Genomic DNA, 14633 nt, shown 5'->3' with positions numbered 1-14633 from the left:
GTACTTATGACCATTTCGATATGGAGATACAGCCATTTAGCCCTGGCTGTATCTTCTTTTCTTTTGTTGACGCTGGCATCCCTCACCGGCGTTGTACTGTCTTTTCAGCCTTTATCCGAAAAGCTTTATTCTTATCGTGCAGACAAGTTTGACGAAATCACACTGGCGCAGTCGCTGCCTGTTTTAAAACAGACCTATCCGGAGATCAATGCGCTTTCGGTGGATGCCAACCAGTTTGTGCAGATCAAAGGCACAGACGCCAACGGGGAAAAATTAGTGGCCTACATTGACCCGGTAACCGGTAAAATTCTGGGTCATCCGGAAAAAAAGAGCGAATTTTTTGAATGGGTTACTGCCTTGCACCGCTCTCTTTTTTTACATGAAGCCGGTCGGTTTTTTGTTGGTCTGACGGCTTTTCTGCTGCTGCTGATCAGTATCTCAGGTACGATATTGATTGTTCAGCGTCAACGCGGCTGGAAACGGTTTTTTACCAGAATAGTCAGGGATAATTTTGCGCAGTATTACCATGTGGTCCTCGGGCGGCTTTCGCTGATTCCGATCTGTATACTGGCATTGACCGGCACTTATCTATCCTTAAACCGTTTCGGGCTGACTGAAACACCCCAGATTTCTGCCAAAATCGACTTTGATGCGATTCAGTCAAAACCTGAGAGGAAAACAGCAGATTTCGATATCTTTAAGGGAATAAAACTCTCGCAGGTACAAACCATTGAATTCCCTTTTTCGGAGGATGTTGAAGATTATTATACACTGAAACTGCGGGACAGGGAAGTAACTGTCAATCAAATAACCGGCGAGGTTCTCAGTGAAGTAAAATATCCAGCAACTGCTTTACTGACTGAATTCAGCCTGGACCTGCATACGGGCAGAGCAAGTGCATTGTGGGCGATTGTGTTGGCAGTGGCGTCTGGAAATATCCTTTTCTTTATCTACTCCGGTTTTATCATCATGTTCCGGCGCAGGCGGAACCGGGCTAAAAATAAATACACGGCACAGGAAAGTGAGTTTATCATTTTGGTGGGCTCGGAAAACGGCAGCACTTTTGGTTTTGCCAATGCCGTTTATCAGCAATTGATTACGGGTGGGAAGACAGCTTACATGACCGAGCTGAACGACTACGCGGTTTTTCCCAAGGCATCCCATATCATCATTATGACGGCCACCTATGGACTCGGCGATGCGCCAACCAATGCGGGGCGTTTTGCTTTATTGCTCGCTAAATATCCCCAGGAGCAATCCGTTCAGTTTTCAGTAATTGGTTTTGGATCACACAGTTATCCCGATTTTTGTAAGTTTGCTTTTGAGATAGACAATTTGCTTTCAAAGGAAAAATGGGCAGTTCCGATGCTCGAAATCCATACGGTTCATGATAAATCCCCTCATGAATTTGGGGAGTGGATTACTACGTGGTCGCAGCATGCGGATATTCCCCTGGTCGTTTCTTCGGAACTATTACCGGCGAGACAGGAAAAGGCACAGTCCCTGACGGTCATCGATAAGACAGCGGTTTTTCAGCCGGGAGAAGATTTTCTGATCCGTCTGCGGCCCAAAAACCGTGTGAAATTTACTTCGGGCGATTTACTGGCTATTTATCCGGCAAACGACCACCGGGAGCGGCTTTATTCGATTGGTAAGGTTGGAAAAGATATTCAGTTGAGCGTTAAGTTACATGATAAAGGCCTGGGTTCGGATTATCTGTACCGTCAGGATTCGGGAACCATTATCACCAATGCCCGAATTGTGGTCAATGCACATTTTCATTTCCCGGCGCAGACGGCCCCGGTGATTATGATTTCCAATGGAACCGGTATTGCGCCATTTTTGGGGATGATCGATCAGCGGCGTCCCGGGACGGATTGTTATTTATACTGTGGTTTCCGGGATCAGAAATCCTTTTCCGTTTATCGGCAGGCACTTGACAACAATCTGGAAGAAAATAAATTAGGCGGTTTGCAAGTCGCTTACTCACGCGAAGGCGAAAAGCAATATGTAAAAGACTTGCTTTTTCGGGATGAAGCTTTTGTCGCAGATGTGCTGGCAAAGGAAGGCGTGGTCATGCTTTGCGGATCGCTGTCTATGCAGAAGGACGTGGTCAATTTATTGGAAAATATTTGTCAAAATCATCTGAAAAGGAGTGTCAGTTACTATCAGTCGCGGAGCCAGGTGGTTATGGATTGTTATTGATCGGAGCGGAAAGCAATTTTTTAGGCGGATTCATTACAACTGCCCGGTTTTGTATTTGGAAATATCCATATTCCGGGAAGAAAATATTTTGCCATCGTCCGTTATCATAATGCAGCTATAATCGGGAAAAAGGTTGATTAATTTCAAACCGGCCTGTTTTCCAAGTACCATCAGAGCGGTGCTGAACCCGTTGGCTTTTTCCGCGCTGGGGCCAAAAACAGTCACGCTCGTAAGTCCCGTCGCCGGATATCCTGTGGCAGGATTAATGATATGCGCATAGCGTTTCCCATTGAAAATGACGAATTTCTCATAACTGCCCGAAGTAACGGCAGCTCCCTCGCGAAGTGGAATTACAGCAAAGACTTCGTCCTTTCGGGCAGGGTTTGTAATGCCAATTATCCAGTCGGAACCATCGGGTTGTTTACCCCAAACACGCATATCGCCTGACCCATTGACGATACCGGCCTTAATGCCTTTTCTGAGCATCAATTCGCGACATTGATCGGCGGCATAACCTTCGCCCAGGGCACCGAATCCGATTTTCATTCCTTTCATTTTCAGGAAAATCGTGGAATTGACTTTGTCCAGAAGAATGTTTTGATATCCCACCTTTGCAACGGATTTCTTAATCGCGGCGGGTGTGGGCATGGCGGTCATAGACCCGTCAAATTTCCAGATCCGGTCCATGGCGGCGAAACTGATATCGAAAGCACCGTTAGTCAATTTTGATAATTCCAGTGCTCTTTCTGTCATGGCAAAAACCTCCCGGTCAACCTGAACGGGACGAATTCCTGCATTCGAGTTAACCTGCGAAATCTGTGAAGCCGGCTTCCAGTCGGAGATCAGGTTTTCGATCCGGGTAATCTCCTGAATAACGGTATCAATGTTCATTTCCGCCGTCAGCGAATCCTGCGCCACAATCGTGATATCGAACCGCCCACCCATGAGCAGGGTTGTTCTTTTCCGGAGAACCTGCGCATGAGACATCAGACTGGACAAGACAAGGACAATGGTCAGAAATACTTTCATTGGTATTATTTTATTTCAGGTAGTTGCGATTTAGCGCGCAATTTAATCATATCCTTGCAAGATCACCCGGCAGGATTTGCACAAGGGGTGAAATGTAAATAACCGCTGCCGGAACAAACAGTCTTTGAGACTGATCCGACAGCGGTTATTATCTACGTTAAACAAGATCTGAATTACTTATCCCACCAGACTTTGTTGGTTGTTATTTCATCGGCGCCCTGTTTGTTTGCTTCCTCATTATTCGTCTGTCTTTCGGACTCAGGATACATGAAACGGTGCGGGAATGTCGTTCTGGTAGGTGCGTCCAGCGAGTTTGGGAGCGCCGGAATTCCCAATCTTCTGAAATCACTCCATGCTTCCAGACTGCTGATGCTGTTAAGCGACAGCCATTTTTGTTCAATAATCCTTTCAATTTTATCCGTCGCCTGATCGAAATTTACGATCGGTTGTGCGTTATAGGTAGTGAAAGTGCTCGCAGCGACTTCCATGTATTTGAAAGATTCCTGAATGGCCTGTTCATAAAATCCTTTGGCAGAACCGGTAATCCAGCCTCGTTGGGCAGCTTCCGCCTGCAAAAACAAGCTCTCAAAGGATCCCATCATGACGGACGGCTGTGTTGCACTTTTAAACAATGCCGCCGGTTTGTTCCCGTTTTCCGCGGGCCCTTTAAAAGCCGATGTATTGGCTCTTTCATATTCAGTTTCTGCATTTGGATTTCCAAATAAAACACCCTTGTAATCAGTGCCCACAGAAACAAACAAATTGGCGAGACGAGGGTCATTCCGTTCTTTGTATTTGTTGATTAAAAAAACGGTTGGGCGAATATCCTGGTGGTTGGCCGTGCTTACACCCTGGACCGTTTTGTAGTTGCTTTCCCAAAAAGGGTTCAGTTTTCCGGCGGTGCTCAGATAACCCGGTTGAATAAAGGCATTATCGCCAACACCCAGATAACCCGTTCCTTCACTTTGTATTTTTTGTATTTCGGACGTTATATATGCTTGGTTGCCGGCTTCGCTCTGGCGGATCAGTGCGCGCAGTTTGACCGTATTGCCAAACTTCACCCATAACGTTTTATCACCCTTAAACATGATGTCGTCAGCGCCCGCCGTTGTACCGGCCGGTGCATTTTTGATCTCATTGATCCCTTCGGTGATCATGTTAACGGATTTTTCATAAACTGTTTTTCCGTCTTCATAACGTGGCGTGGGGTGAACGGTTCCCTGCAACGCGTCATCAAAAGGCAAATTGTTGTAAACATCAACGAGGCGCATGAAATGCCAGCCCTGCATAATTTTAGCGACGCCGGAATAGAATAAAACACCTTCTGTGGTGGCCTGCTCCCTGATCAACTGATAGTAAAGCAAATTGGTATAACCATTTTCCCAAACAGGAATTCCATCTCGCTGATGGCGAATAGCCGGTCCATTGTAGGTTTTCAGGTCAACAAAGTTGTTAATCCCTTCGCTGGTCGTTCCCCAGTAGCCACCCCAAAAAGCGCCAATCTGGTTTAGCTGCCCTGTTTCCTGATTTACACTGCTGACCAAAGCTGCCGATAACTTGGCCGAAAGCGGTAGATTTTCGGAAATCGGCGCATTGGGATTGTTATTTACATCAAGGAAATCACTGCATGCCGTGAAGGTGAAAATTCCCAGCAGGCAAAAAGCCATTTTTATTAATTTTTTCATCTTTTAGATCATCAAAAGTCAAAGATTCCGGAAACGGGAAATGGATTTATTCCGTATTATGAAACCTGAATATTTTTAAAAACTTACGTTCACATTAAACCCATACGTACGGTAGGGAGGTACCTGGCGGAAACTCAGATAGCCGTCGGTGCTGTTGTAAAGCATTTCCGGGTCTCCGTATTTATTATCCTTGTGACGGATGATGAAGAGGTTGGTCCCAACGAGTCCGATGCTTGCGTCACGGATAAATTTCTGCTTTCTTAAAAGAGAGGAGGGTAACGAATAAGTGATGTTTAATTCCCGTAATTTGAAGAAATTGGATTTCGCCGCCGTATTGATCTGCACTTCTCCCTGCTTACTCCAGAATGCCTTTCCACCGCTTGACGTTTTCAGTTCTGTATTTTCTTCATAAACGCCCGGCGTTATTATTTTTCCTTCGGCATTTTTGATTGGCGCCGTTATTTCGACGACTGAATTTGGATAAACAAATGCTTCCCGGCCGAATTCAGCGGTGCGTGGTTCCGTGCCAGCGGTATACATGCGTGGGACAATTTCAGAGTATAACCAGCCTCCCATGCGCCAGTCGAACTGGGCGCCCAGGGTTAATCCTTTGTAGCGTACGGAGGTATTGATGCCCATCTGATAAGGCGGTACCATTGTACCCAGGTGTGTCGGCTCAGAAGCCACGCGGGGGTCACCATTTGCGTCAACGACAATCCGGCCCTGCGGATCCCTGTAATAGTCACTCACGAGCAGACTTGGATAGGCCTGTCCCTGATTGGCATAAGACTGACGGAAAACGTTAAAGGATTTCAGTCCTGCGTATAATTCCTTAACCTGATTATTGATATGCGTAAAGTTAAAACCGATATTCCATTTCAAATCGCTTGTTCTGATCACATCGCCGTTGATACCCAGTTCGATGATGCTGTTTGTCAGGCGGCCGGCATTTACCACCGCGCTGCTGTAACCGGTAGCCCGGGAAGTTGTCGCATTAAAAATCTGCCCTTTTGAATCTGAGTAAATGTAACTTCCTTCAAAATTCAGCCTGTTATTGAAAAAACTTAACTGTGTACCGATTTCATAAGAAGTAACAAATTCAGGCTCAATGTTGGGATTTGGATATTTCAGACCAGGGGAGAAACCGACCATATTCCCAAACGGAAATCCGTTCAGCTGTGCGTATGGATTGTTAAGGGAGTAGGGGTCAAGGGTAACGTTTCCGGTTTTGTTCCACGACGCAAACAGCTTACCGAACGAAAGGAAGCTATTGTCTTTCAGCGCCGGAATGGCTTCATTGAAAACATAAGAAGCACTCAGGCCCGGGTAGAAATAGGAGCGGTTTGCTTTGCTCAAAACAGAAACCCATTCGTTACGGCCGGTGAAAGTCAGGAAGAGATAATTGTTGTATCCCGCCGTGAATTCTCCGTAACCTGCCATGGAGCGGTATGCTGTAATGGTCGAACTTCCCGCCAGTTCTCCGATTCTTGTGCCCGGATTGAAAAGGTCCGGCAGCAGTAAATTGCTGGTGCTTATACTGGTTGCTTTCGTGTTGTCCGAACGGAAGTTTTGTCCTAGCAACAAACGTGTGGTAAACTTTCCAAAGTCCTTATGGAAATTCAGGATGAAGTCGCCATTTAACCTACGGAAATTGTTTGTTCCGTCGGCTACGCTGCCGTTGACATTGCGACGACCAGCGGCTTCAAATTTTCCTGTCGTGCTGCGGGTATCGACTACGTTGTTGTAAAGCCCTAAACGATACATCGCATTCAGCCAGGGTGTAACCTCGTAGTCCAGCTCAATTTTTCCATTCAAAGTCTGCTGCTGACTTTCATCACGAATGTTACCGATTTGCTGATAAGGGTTTTTCTGGGCGTCGGTAAAGAAATAATTAGGATTCGCGTTGGAGGTTGGATTTTTATAATCCTTCATGGCATTGAAATCAAAATTTGCCGGGAGTGAATATGCTGTAATCCAGGGGCCGTCTGGCGTGGTATTCTTTTTGAAATATACGTAATTGATGTTGTATGAGGTATTCAGCTTGCCAAATTTTCTTGAGCCGTTGAAACGTGCACCTGTTCTGCGGCTCTTGTCATCGGGGATAATTCCTTTGATAGAAGCATCCTGTACGGAAAAGAAGTAGGTCGTTTTTTGATCTCCACCCGAAAATGAAAGATCATTCTGCATGTTGACACCGGTAGTGAAAAGATCAAGACGATTGTCGTTTCCTGGTGCGGCATACCGTAGCTGCGGCTGCGTGCCGTCAGGAAGTTTTGGTCCGAAATCTTTCATCGTTCCATCAAATGCCGGTCCCCAGGATTCAGCCTGGCTGGCGTTGTAGACGCCATTAACACCTTGCCCGAACTGATTTTGCGCCGGAGGCAGCATAAAAACATTTGAAAAAGTGGTCGTATGTCCAAAAGTGACTTTTCCTTTATCACGTGCACCGTTTTTTGTCGTGATCATAAGGGCGCCATTGACGCCTTCCGAACCGTATAAGGCGGCAGCGTTTGCCCCTTTAAGCACCGTTACACTTTCAATATCATTGGGATTTATCCGGCTGATATCCGGCAATGGTACCCCGTCCACAACATAAATGGGCGCGTTCTTACTTCGGTTCAGCGAGCGGGTACCACGCATGGTTATCTGCATCTGCGGGTCCACTTTACTGTCGTACATATTGATACGTAAGCCGGAAACTTTACTGGTCAAACCACCAAGCGGGTTAATCGTCTTTCCCTGATTGAGATTTTCGGAGTCTACAACCTGTGCGCCGCCGCCGATTTCACGCGCGGCACGTTTGATGCCGAGTGCACCGGTCACCATTACTTCCGAAAGCTGATTTACATCCTCTTTCATGGAAATGGTGATTTCTGAAACATTTTTTTCGATAACAATTTCCTGGGATTCAAATCCTATGAACGAAATAACAAGGATGTCTTTTGCGTTGGCCTGCAATTTAAAACCGCCTTTTTCATTGGTAATGGTAGCATCGGAAGTTCCTTTGATAACAATGTTTGCACCGGGAAGGGCATTGCCGGAAGTTTGTTCTATTACCCGGCCACTGATTTCGGCCCGCTGTGCGTAGGATGCTGCTGCAATGATAAGCATCAACAGGGTCAGGCAGCATTTTTTGTACATGATCATCTCAAATGATGTTAGGGATTATGCTTTAAGAATTATCACAACGCCACTTTTTGCTTGAATCGGACACAAAAAAACAGGGCTCCGGCATGGAAAATTTTGCGCGGAGTCTCTTGTTTCTATGGCTTTATCAAAGTTTTTTCGTAGAATTGTTTGGATACAGTCTAAATACAGACTGTTTCGCAAAGGTATATTTGGAACAATTTAACGTGGTGACGGTAAAAGGAGAAAAGATGACGAATGAGGGAGAAATGCTTTTTAACGTAGCGGAATCAAAGCCTGAAGCAAAACAAAGCTGGCAATATCCTGATTTTGCTTCGCTGAAAAAGGATGAAGTGATCGAAAATTATATCGTGTATGACGACGACTATATCAAAGGAAAAGGGCAGGAGATCATGCTGGATGGTGTTTATTTCTGGTATGGAAATTTCAGGATAAGCTCCCGGCAGCCGATGCTGATCCACACTTCGGCATCGCATGTTCAGATGAATTTTTGTCTGCAAAACGTTACGACTTATTTCTGCGAATCGTTTGTGAAACCATTTGTGAGGTTCAAGCCGTATCAGCATAATCTGTTACTATTGCCGCAAAGAAAAATGGTTGTGCAGTGGCAGCCCGGTTTAGAAACAGAAGTCTTCTCAATTAATATTTCTCCTGAATTTTTCTTTCATAACCTGCCGGAAACACACCCGCTCTGCAAACATTTCAAGGAAGGGATTGCCGAAGTATTACCCGCATTTTTGAGTTTGAGAAATCTGCCGCTGACTTCAAAAATGATTTCGATCTTATTTGAAATATTACATTGTCAATATTCAGGATATCATAAAAATCTGTTTGTTAAAGCTAAGGTGATTGAGTTGCTGGCGTTGCAGTTTGCGCAGTACGAAGAACTGCCTCTGCCTGATATTACCTCTCCCTTAAAGCAGGAGGATATTACGAAAATGCATCTGGCAAGAGAAATACTGATTGAAAATATCGAATCACCGTTGTCGATAAAGGATCTTGCCCATCAGGTTGGTACCAATGAATTTAATCTTAAAAAGTATTTTAAGGAAGTTTTCGGTACGACGGTTTTTGGTTATCTGCACGATTTCAGAATGGAAAAATCTAAAGAACAGCTAAGCGTGGATGGTAGCAAGATTTCCGAAATCGCGCAGAGAATGGGCTATAAACATGCCACACACTTTACGGCGGCATTTAAAAAATATTTTGGGTTTTTACCCAATAAAATGCGGATTGGCATGCTGCATTTATTTCACTTTTCGGAGTATGTGGCTGAGCTGGTTACTGAATTTGGGTTGGCTGGTTCCGCTTTTGAATCGATTTAAATGGTTATTTGAAATGTTCCAGCTCTGATTCATTCTCCTGCGCTTCGGCTTCTTCCGCCGGTGTGTACAGCATGGCCGTGCAGAAGCAATTTTTTGTACCCTTTTCAAGCAGGGCATGGTAGTTGACACAGCTTTTACAGCCTTCCCAAAACTTCTTTTCCTGAGTAATTTCGGCGTAGGTGACCGGAGTAAATCCCAGTCGGGTATTCATTTTCATGACGGCAAATCTGGTGGAGCCGTCTAAAATTTGGCGAGGTCAAAATAGAATGTGCTGCCCATGCCGATCTCACTGTTCACGCCGATATGGCCACCCTGTGCTTCGATGAATTCCTTGCTGATCGCGAGTCCCAAACCCGTTCCGCTTTTAGCGCTTCCGGGCACCTGAAAGTAACGGTTGAAAATTTTGCTTCGGTAACGGCTGTCAATACCTTTGCCTTCGTCTTTGACCGAAAAGTGGACCAGATTGTCCAGGCGCTTGATCTGGACATGAATCTGGCCGGCCTGATTCGAGTAACGTATGGCGTTGGTTAAGAAATTGATCATCACCCAGGCCGTTTTTTCCGTATCCGCCTTGATGGTTGGCAGGTTTTCTTCCGTGTCAACAATAAGCTCAACCTGCTTTTGTTCGGCCTGCACCTTAACGGCCTCAAGGGCGTATTCCAGAATCCGGGCAGGGGTTGATTCCTGGATGCTCAGCTGGATATTGCCGGTTTCAACCTGAGACATATTCAGCAGCTCCCCCGTAATTTTCAAAAGCCGGTCGCTGTCTTCCTTGATGCTGTCAATGAGCTGCTGCTGCTCGGTATTGACAGTACCGGTCTGGGCATTTTCCAGGAGCTGAAGGCTCATCTTAATCGAAGAAATCGGTGTTTTCAGTTCGTGGGAAACCGTTGCAATAAAATTGGTTTTGGCAAAATCCAGCTCCTTGAAAGGGGTAATGTTTTTAAGGACGATTACCTGCCCAATAAGTTTTTTCTCTTTTTCACCGGTGGGCAGGATCGTGATATTGACCACTTCTTTCTCGAAGTAGCTTTCCTTATCATCCGCATAGATTTTTATCGATTCATTTTGCTGATTGCTGCCATCACCCTGCTCGGAAAGGTCGTAGATCAGGGACCGGACCAGATCATTGGATGCGGCAACTTCCTGGGCGGTTTTACCGACCACATCCTCGGACCTGAGTCCTGAAATTTTCAGGGCTTCGTTGTTGATGAATAAAATACTTTTGTTTTCATCCAGGCCGATCACGGGCTCATGCATATTGTTGATCAGCGTTTCAATCCGTTTTTTTTCAATCAGTAATTTGGAAAGATTGCTGTTGTTGTACTCTTCCAGTTTTTCAGCCATCGTATTGAATGAATCGGCCAGTTCGCCAAATTCATTTTTACTTTTGTAATAAACCCTCTGCGAATAGTTCTTGGCCGCAATTTCCCTGATGCTGTTGGTGAGCTCCTTTACGGGGTTGGCAATATTGCTGGGAAGGTTGACCAAAAGGGTCATGCCCAGTAAAAAACAAATGGTGCTGGAAACGACGATCCATAGATTTGCCGTGCGGGCGGTTTCTTTGGCAATGTCACTTTTGCGCTGAATGGCGATCATGTTCAGCCGCATGATCTCGGAAATGTCTTTTCTGATCAGCAGGTGCAGCGTTGCATCATGGGGATTTGCTTTCAGCAGCTGTAAATGATGTTCGATGTGACCGGTTGCCTTGCCTTCTCCCTGCTCGGTGACGTTTTGCTTCTGTTTGTCCAGATTTTTTTGAAAATCTTCAAATCCGCCAGCCTTAAGCTGTATTTCGTCCAACGCCAGCAACATATTTCTGGCATATTCAAGGGTATTGTAGTTGGCGATCAGGATGTTTTCAGAATCATTCTTTAAGGCGTTGATATTTCTGATCCCGACAGACGACAATAGTAAAATCATAAAAAACAGCAGGCCAATGCCCAGTGTCAGTTTTGCTTTAATTTTCATGATAGAATAACCAGATCAATTTCAGAAACAGATAACTTTTTCAATAGCTGATTAAAGATATTGGTGGCCAATATCACTTTAAACAGACTCATATGCGGCTTGCCGATGCAAATGGTTGTGATCTGCCTTTGCTCGGCGACCTCCATGATGGTTCTGGATACGTGCGCACTTTCAATCCGGATGATTTCGCCGCCCAGCTCGGTTGCCAGCTTAAAATTATTGATCAGATGCCTTTGCTTGTCAAGGGCAATTTTATCCATGCTTTCCTTGGGCGTCTGCACGTACAGCAGCACCCAGGGACTATTGTAATAACTGGCCAGCCGGGCCGTTTTGCGGATGACCGTTTTGGACGTCTGGGCGTTGCTGCTGATGCAGGCCATAAATTTATTGGGCTTCAAAGAGGTTGTCCCCCGCGAAGTAATTTCGGTTTCCACTTTTCGAACGACCTGGCTGGCCACTTCTTTCAGCGCCAGTTCGCGGAGCTGTAAAATGTTGTCCGAGGTGAAAAAGTTGCTGAGTGCCGTCGGGACTTTTTCAGCCGCATAAATCTTACCTTCCTTCAAACGGATGATGAGCTCATCGGCCGTCAAATCAATGTTGACCACTTCATCGGCCTGCTGCAAGACACTATCCGGAATTCTTTCTTTTACTTCCACCCGGGTGATCTGCTTAATTTCTTCGTTCAGGCTTTCGATATGCTGAATGTTGACGGCACTGATCACATTGATACCGGCATCCAGTATTTCCATAACATCCTGCCAGCGTTTATCGTTTTTACTGCCTTCGATATTGGTATGGGCCAGCTCATCGACAATCACGATTTCAGGACGCAAACTGATGACGGCCTGCAAATCAAACTCTTCCAGTTCTTTTCCCTTGTAAAACAGTTTGCGCCGGGGAATAATCGGGAGTCCTTCGAGCAGATCGTGGGTCTCTTTGCGGTTATGGGTTTCTATATAACCAATTTTCACATCAATGCCGTTACGCATCAATGTGTGGGCCTCTTGCAGCATCCGGAAGGTTTTACCTACACCGGCACTCATGCCGATGTAGATTTTGAACTTCCCTCTTCTGGATTTTTTGATCAGGTCCAGAAAATGTTTTACGTTGGTTTCTTTTTCAGTCATTAAAATGATAGTGCCACTGATGTTGTCACAAAGAAATTCTGGCTGTCGGCCTTTTCATGCTTTGTAAATATACCGTCTTTGCTCTTAAAAGTTCTCGCTTCCAGGCGGAACATGACGTTTTGGGCTGGCAGGTAGTCAAAGTTTGCCGAATACCCGAAAGTTTTGAACCCGTTTGGCGTTCCCGTGCTGATGATGACCCCGTTTTTGTCGGCATAATACTCGCCGCGTGCGGCAAGACGAATTTTATCATTGGGGGAATACCGGGTAATCAAAATGGGCGTATACCAGGTATTGTAGCGGCTGCTTCCCTTGCTTTTTTGCTGGGTACCAATATCGAAGCCCGCCGTCAGCCCAAAGCGGTCTGTGAATTGAAACACCCCGTAAACATTATTGAAATATCTCCATTGTCTGGTGCTGTCGGGCTGCTCGTTGCCCAGGTACGTACTCCAGTTCAGGGTCACTTTGGCCGATGGCTTAATGGTCAGCTGGGTTCCGAATGCCGGCGTTTGATTGCCGGGCACTTTCTGGATGCGCTGCCAGCCATTCAGATACATGACGGCTGCATATATTTTTTCGTTTTTAGTGGTATAACCAATCTTAACACCTGCCTCATAATAAGGTGAATTTTCGGCCAGTAAACTTCTGGTCAAGGTCCAGTTGTCCTTGCCAATCGCGCCTTCAAAGCCAATATGCGAAGGCATAACGCCGGCGTCAATCCATAAATTATTGTTTTTTGAAATTTTTACACCCACGTTGGCTTCATAAATATTTTTAAGCAATCCCTGCTCTGCTGCCAGATTGTATTGTGCATAGGTCCCGGCCATCACAGCCAGGTTGGCCCGTACATTTTCCGTATTGTAATTGACCTTAAATAGCCCCAGGTTTAAATTTACCTCGTTGTGTTTGTTGAAATTGTATAAAAAGCCGGGTCTTTCGTGACTGGCCGGTTTGTTAAAATCGTAACTGTAAAAGGCTTCGATGTAGCCAGAGAACGTCAAAGGATTTGCTTTTGGTTTTTCGGCCACAATACTATCCTGGGCAATAGCCTGAAATGAAATCATTCCGGCGGCAATCAATAATAATTTATTCATTTTCATACTGGTAAGTGTACTGGATTTTTGAAGTGATTAACCCGACGGGCATCTAACGTAATTTCAAATTATTGATATTTCTAACTGGTGAAAAATATTAACGCAGAGTAAAGGGAGTTGAGCGCTGAGTTTGGAGAGGTGTTTTAATTTCGGGAAAGGACTCATTAACAAGGTAGGTATTTAAGGTGATTTTAAATTGTTGATATTGGATACTTTAAGTCAATTTAAGGATCTCATGAAGTACTGCCGGGTTAATGATAAAAGGAGTTAAGCATCAGTTCTGGTTAAATAAACAATCACGAAACTCAGCGCTCAACTCCCTTTACTCTGCGTTTAAATACACATATTAATACAATTGAAAGATGCCATAAAGTGCCGTCGGGTTAATATTGTGTTGGTGCCTTCTCTTATAGTGGCGGGCACCGTATTATAAAAAACGTTGAGTAAATGACTTGGACTTATTTAGCCTGATCAAGGGCTATGTTCAATTTTAAAACATTGACTTTGGCGGGGCCTAAAAGTCCGAGCAAAGGTGCTTCCGTGTTTGCTTCGATCAGCGCCTGCACATTTTTTTCGGAAATATTTCGAGTTCTGGCAATCCTTTTCAACTGGACCAAAGCGGCTTTGGGAGAAATATCCGGATCCAGACCGCTACCGCTGGCCGTGACCAGTTCGACGGGAATGTCCGATTTTTTAACCTCCGGATTGTGCAGCAGAAAAGTATCGATGCGCGCCTGAACGGTTTGCAGGTATTCGGGGTTTGACGGGCCTTTGTTGCTGCCACCGCTCCCGGCCGCATTGTAATCGACGGCTGACGACCGTGAATTAAAGTATTTGTCTTCGGTAAAAGTCTGGCCCAGATTGGTGTAGTATTTTTTGCCATGCTGCACCACGACCTCGCCATTGCCATGGTTAGGGGCCAATTGGGCAACGGCCCAGATGATGGCTGTGTATACGCCCGAGAAGAAAATCAGGGTAACAACCGTTAGTTTTATTGCCGGAAATAAGTTCGTTTTCATTGCTTTATTTTTAGGCTGGCGGCGGCTTACCACC

General features: G+C 45.4%; 10 protein-coding genes. 2 read left to right on the top strand and 8 right to left on the bottom strand.

Going from position 1 to position 14633, the window contains the following annotated elements; translation table 11 throughout:
- The first annotated feature begins 6 nt into the window (after window positions 1–6).
- Complete coding sequence (locus tag RB622_RS13535) at window positions 7–2205, top strand: PepSY domain-containing protein (RefSeq protein ID WP_308047096.1); 2199 nt, start codon at window positions 7–9, stop codon at window positions 2203–2205.
- Between the two features lie 33 nt (window positions 2206–2238).
- Here RB622_RS13535 and RB622_RS13530 read toward each other — a convergent pair whose 3' ends face one another.
- The 3 genes from RB622_RS13530 to RB622_RS13520 form a co-directional block, all read right to left on the bottom strand.
- Window positions 2239–3234, bottom strand: coding sequence for an FAD:protein FMN transferase (locus tag RB622_RS13530; protein WP_308047095.1), 996 nt, complete (start codon window positions 3232–3234; stop codon window positions 2239–2241).
- Between the two features lie 173 nt (window positions 3235–3407).
- Entirely contained in the window at window positions 3408–4919 is a 1512-nt protein-coding gene (locus RB622_RS13525) for a SusD/RagB family nutrient-binding outer membrane lipoprotein (RefSeq protein WP_308047094.1), read from the bottom strand.
- A gap of 75 nt (window positions 4920–4994) precedes the next feature.
- A complete protein-coding gene (locus tag RB622_RS13520) occupies window positions 4995–8066 on the bottom strand; it encodes a SusC/RagA family TonB-linked outer membrane protein (protein WP_308047093.1) in 3072 nt (1023 codons plus the stop codon).
- Window positions 8067–8152: 86 nt separating this feature from the next.
- Between RB622_RS13520 and RB622_RS13515 the strand changes: the two genes are divergently transcribed.
- The gene (locus RB622_RS13515; protein ID WP_308047092.1) at window positions 8153–9391 is read left to right on the top strand and encodes an AraC family transcriptional regulator; all 1239 of its coding nucleotides are present in this window, start codon (window positions 8153–8155) and stop codon (window positions 9389–9391) included.
- A 4-nt stretch (window positions 9392–9395) separates the two neighbouring features.
- Here the strand turns inward: RB622_RS13515 and RB622_RS13510 are convergent, their stop codons facing one another.
- The 5 genes from RB622_RS13510 to RB622_RS13490 all read right to left on the bottom strand — a co-directional run bounded on the left by RB622_RS13510 (window position 9396) and on the right by RB622_RS13490 (window position 14599).
- Complete coding sequence (locus tag RB622_RS13510; RefSeq protein ID WP_308047091.1) at window positions 9396–9608, bottom strand: hypothetical protein; 213 nt, start codon at window positions 9606–9608, stop codon at window positions 9396–9398.
- Window positions 9609–9631: 23 nt separating this feature from the next.
- A complete protein-coding gene (locus RB622_RS13505; RefSeq protein ID WP_308047090.1) occupies window positions 9632–11362 on the bottom strand; it encodes an ATP-binding protein in 1731 nt (576 codons plus the stop codon).
- Entirely contained in the window at window positions 11359–12489 is a 1131-nt protein-coding gene (locus RB622_RS13500) for a sensor protein KdpD (RefSeq protein ID WP_308047089.1), read from the bottom strand. The genes RB622_RS13505 and RB622_RS13500 overlap by 4 nt, the downstream gene beginning before the upstream one ends.
- Complete coding sequence (locus tag RB622_RS13495; RefSeq protein WP_308047088.1) at window positions 12489–13580, bottom strand: porin; 1092 nt, start codon at window positions 13578–13580, stop codon at window positions 12489–12491. The genes RB622_RS13500 and RB622_RS13495 overlap by 1 nt, the downstream gene beginning before the upstream one ends.
- A gap of 458 nt (window positions 13581–14038) precedes the next feature.
- Window positions 14039–14599, bottom strand: coding sequence for a K(+)-transporting ATPase subunit C (locus RB622_RS13490; protein WP_308047087.1), 561 nt, complete (start codon window positions 14597–14599; stop codon window positions 14039–14041).
- Between the last annotated feature and the right edge of the window lie 34 nt (window positions 14600–14633).

This window comes from Dyadobacter sp. LHD-138, assembly GCF_030929615.1.
Classification (GTDB): Bacteria; Bacteroidota; Bacteroidia; order Cytophagales; family Spirosomataceae; genus Dyadobacter.
The sequence above is the reverse complement of the archived record's forward strand: the minus strand, read 5'-3'. Positions and strand labels throughout refer to the sequence as shown.

Excerpts from the sequence above, each read along its gene's own strand:
- RB622_RS13530 (WP_308047095.1), bottom strand. The coding sequence starts at position 3,234 with ATGAAAGTATTTCTGACCATTGTCCTTGTCTTGTCCAGTCTGATGTCT.
- RB622_RS13500 (WP_308047089.1), bottom strand. The coding sequence starts at position 12,489 with ATGACTGAAAAAGAAACCAACGTAAAACATTTTCTGGACCTGATCAAA.
- RB622_RS13505 (WP_308047090.1), bottom strand. The coding sequence starts at position 11,362 with ATGAAAATTAAAGCAAAACTGACACTGGGCATTGGCCTGCTGTTTTTT.
- RB622_RS13520 (WP_308047093.1), bottom strand. The coding sequence starts at position 8,066 with ATGATCATGTACAAAAAATGCTGCCTGACCCTGTTGATGCTTATCATT.
- RB622_RS13515 (WP_308047092.1), top strand. The coding sequence starts at position 8,153 with ATGGAAAATTTTGCGCGGAGTCTCTTGTTTCTATGGCTTTATCAAAGT.
- RB622_RS13490 (WP_308047087.1), bottom strand. The coding sequence starts at position 14,599 with ATGAAAACGAACTTATTTCCGGCAATAAAACTAACGGTTGTTACCCTG.
- RB622_RS13510 (WP_308047091.1), bottom strand. The coding sequence starts at position 9,608 with ATGAAAATGAATACCCGACTGGGATTTACTCCGGTCACCTACGCCGAA.
- RB622_RS13525 (WP_308047094.1), bottom strand. The coding sequence starts at position 4,919 with ATGAAAAAATTAATAAAAATGGCTTTTTGCCTGCTGGGAATTTTCACC.
- RB622_RS13535 (WP_308047096.1), top strand. The coding sequence starts at position 7 with ATGACCATTTCGATATGGAGATACAGCCATTTAGCCCTGGCTGTATCT.
- RB622_RS13495 (WP_308047088.1), bottom strand. The coding sequence starts at position 13,580 with ATGAATAAATTATTATTGATTGCCGCCGGAATGATTTCATTTCAGGCT.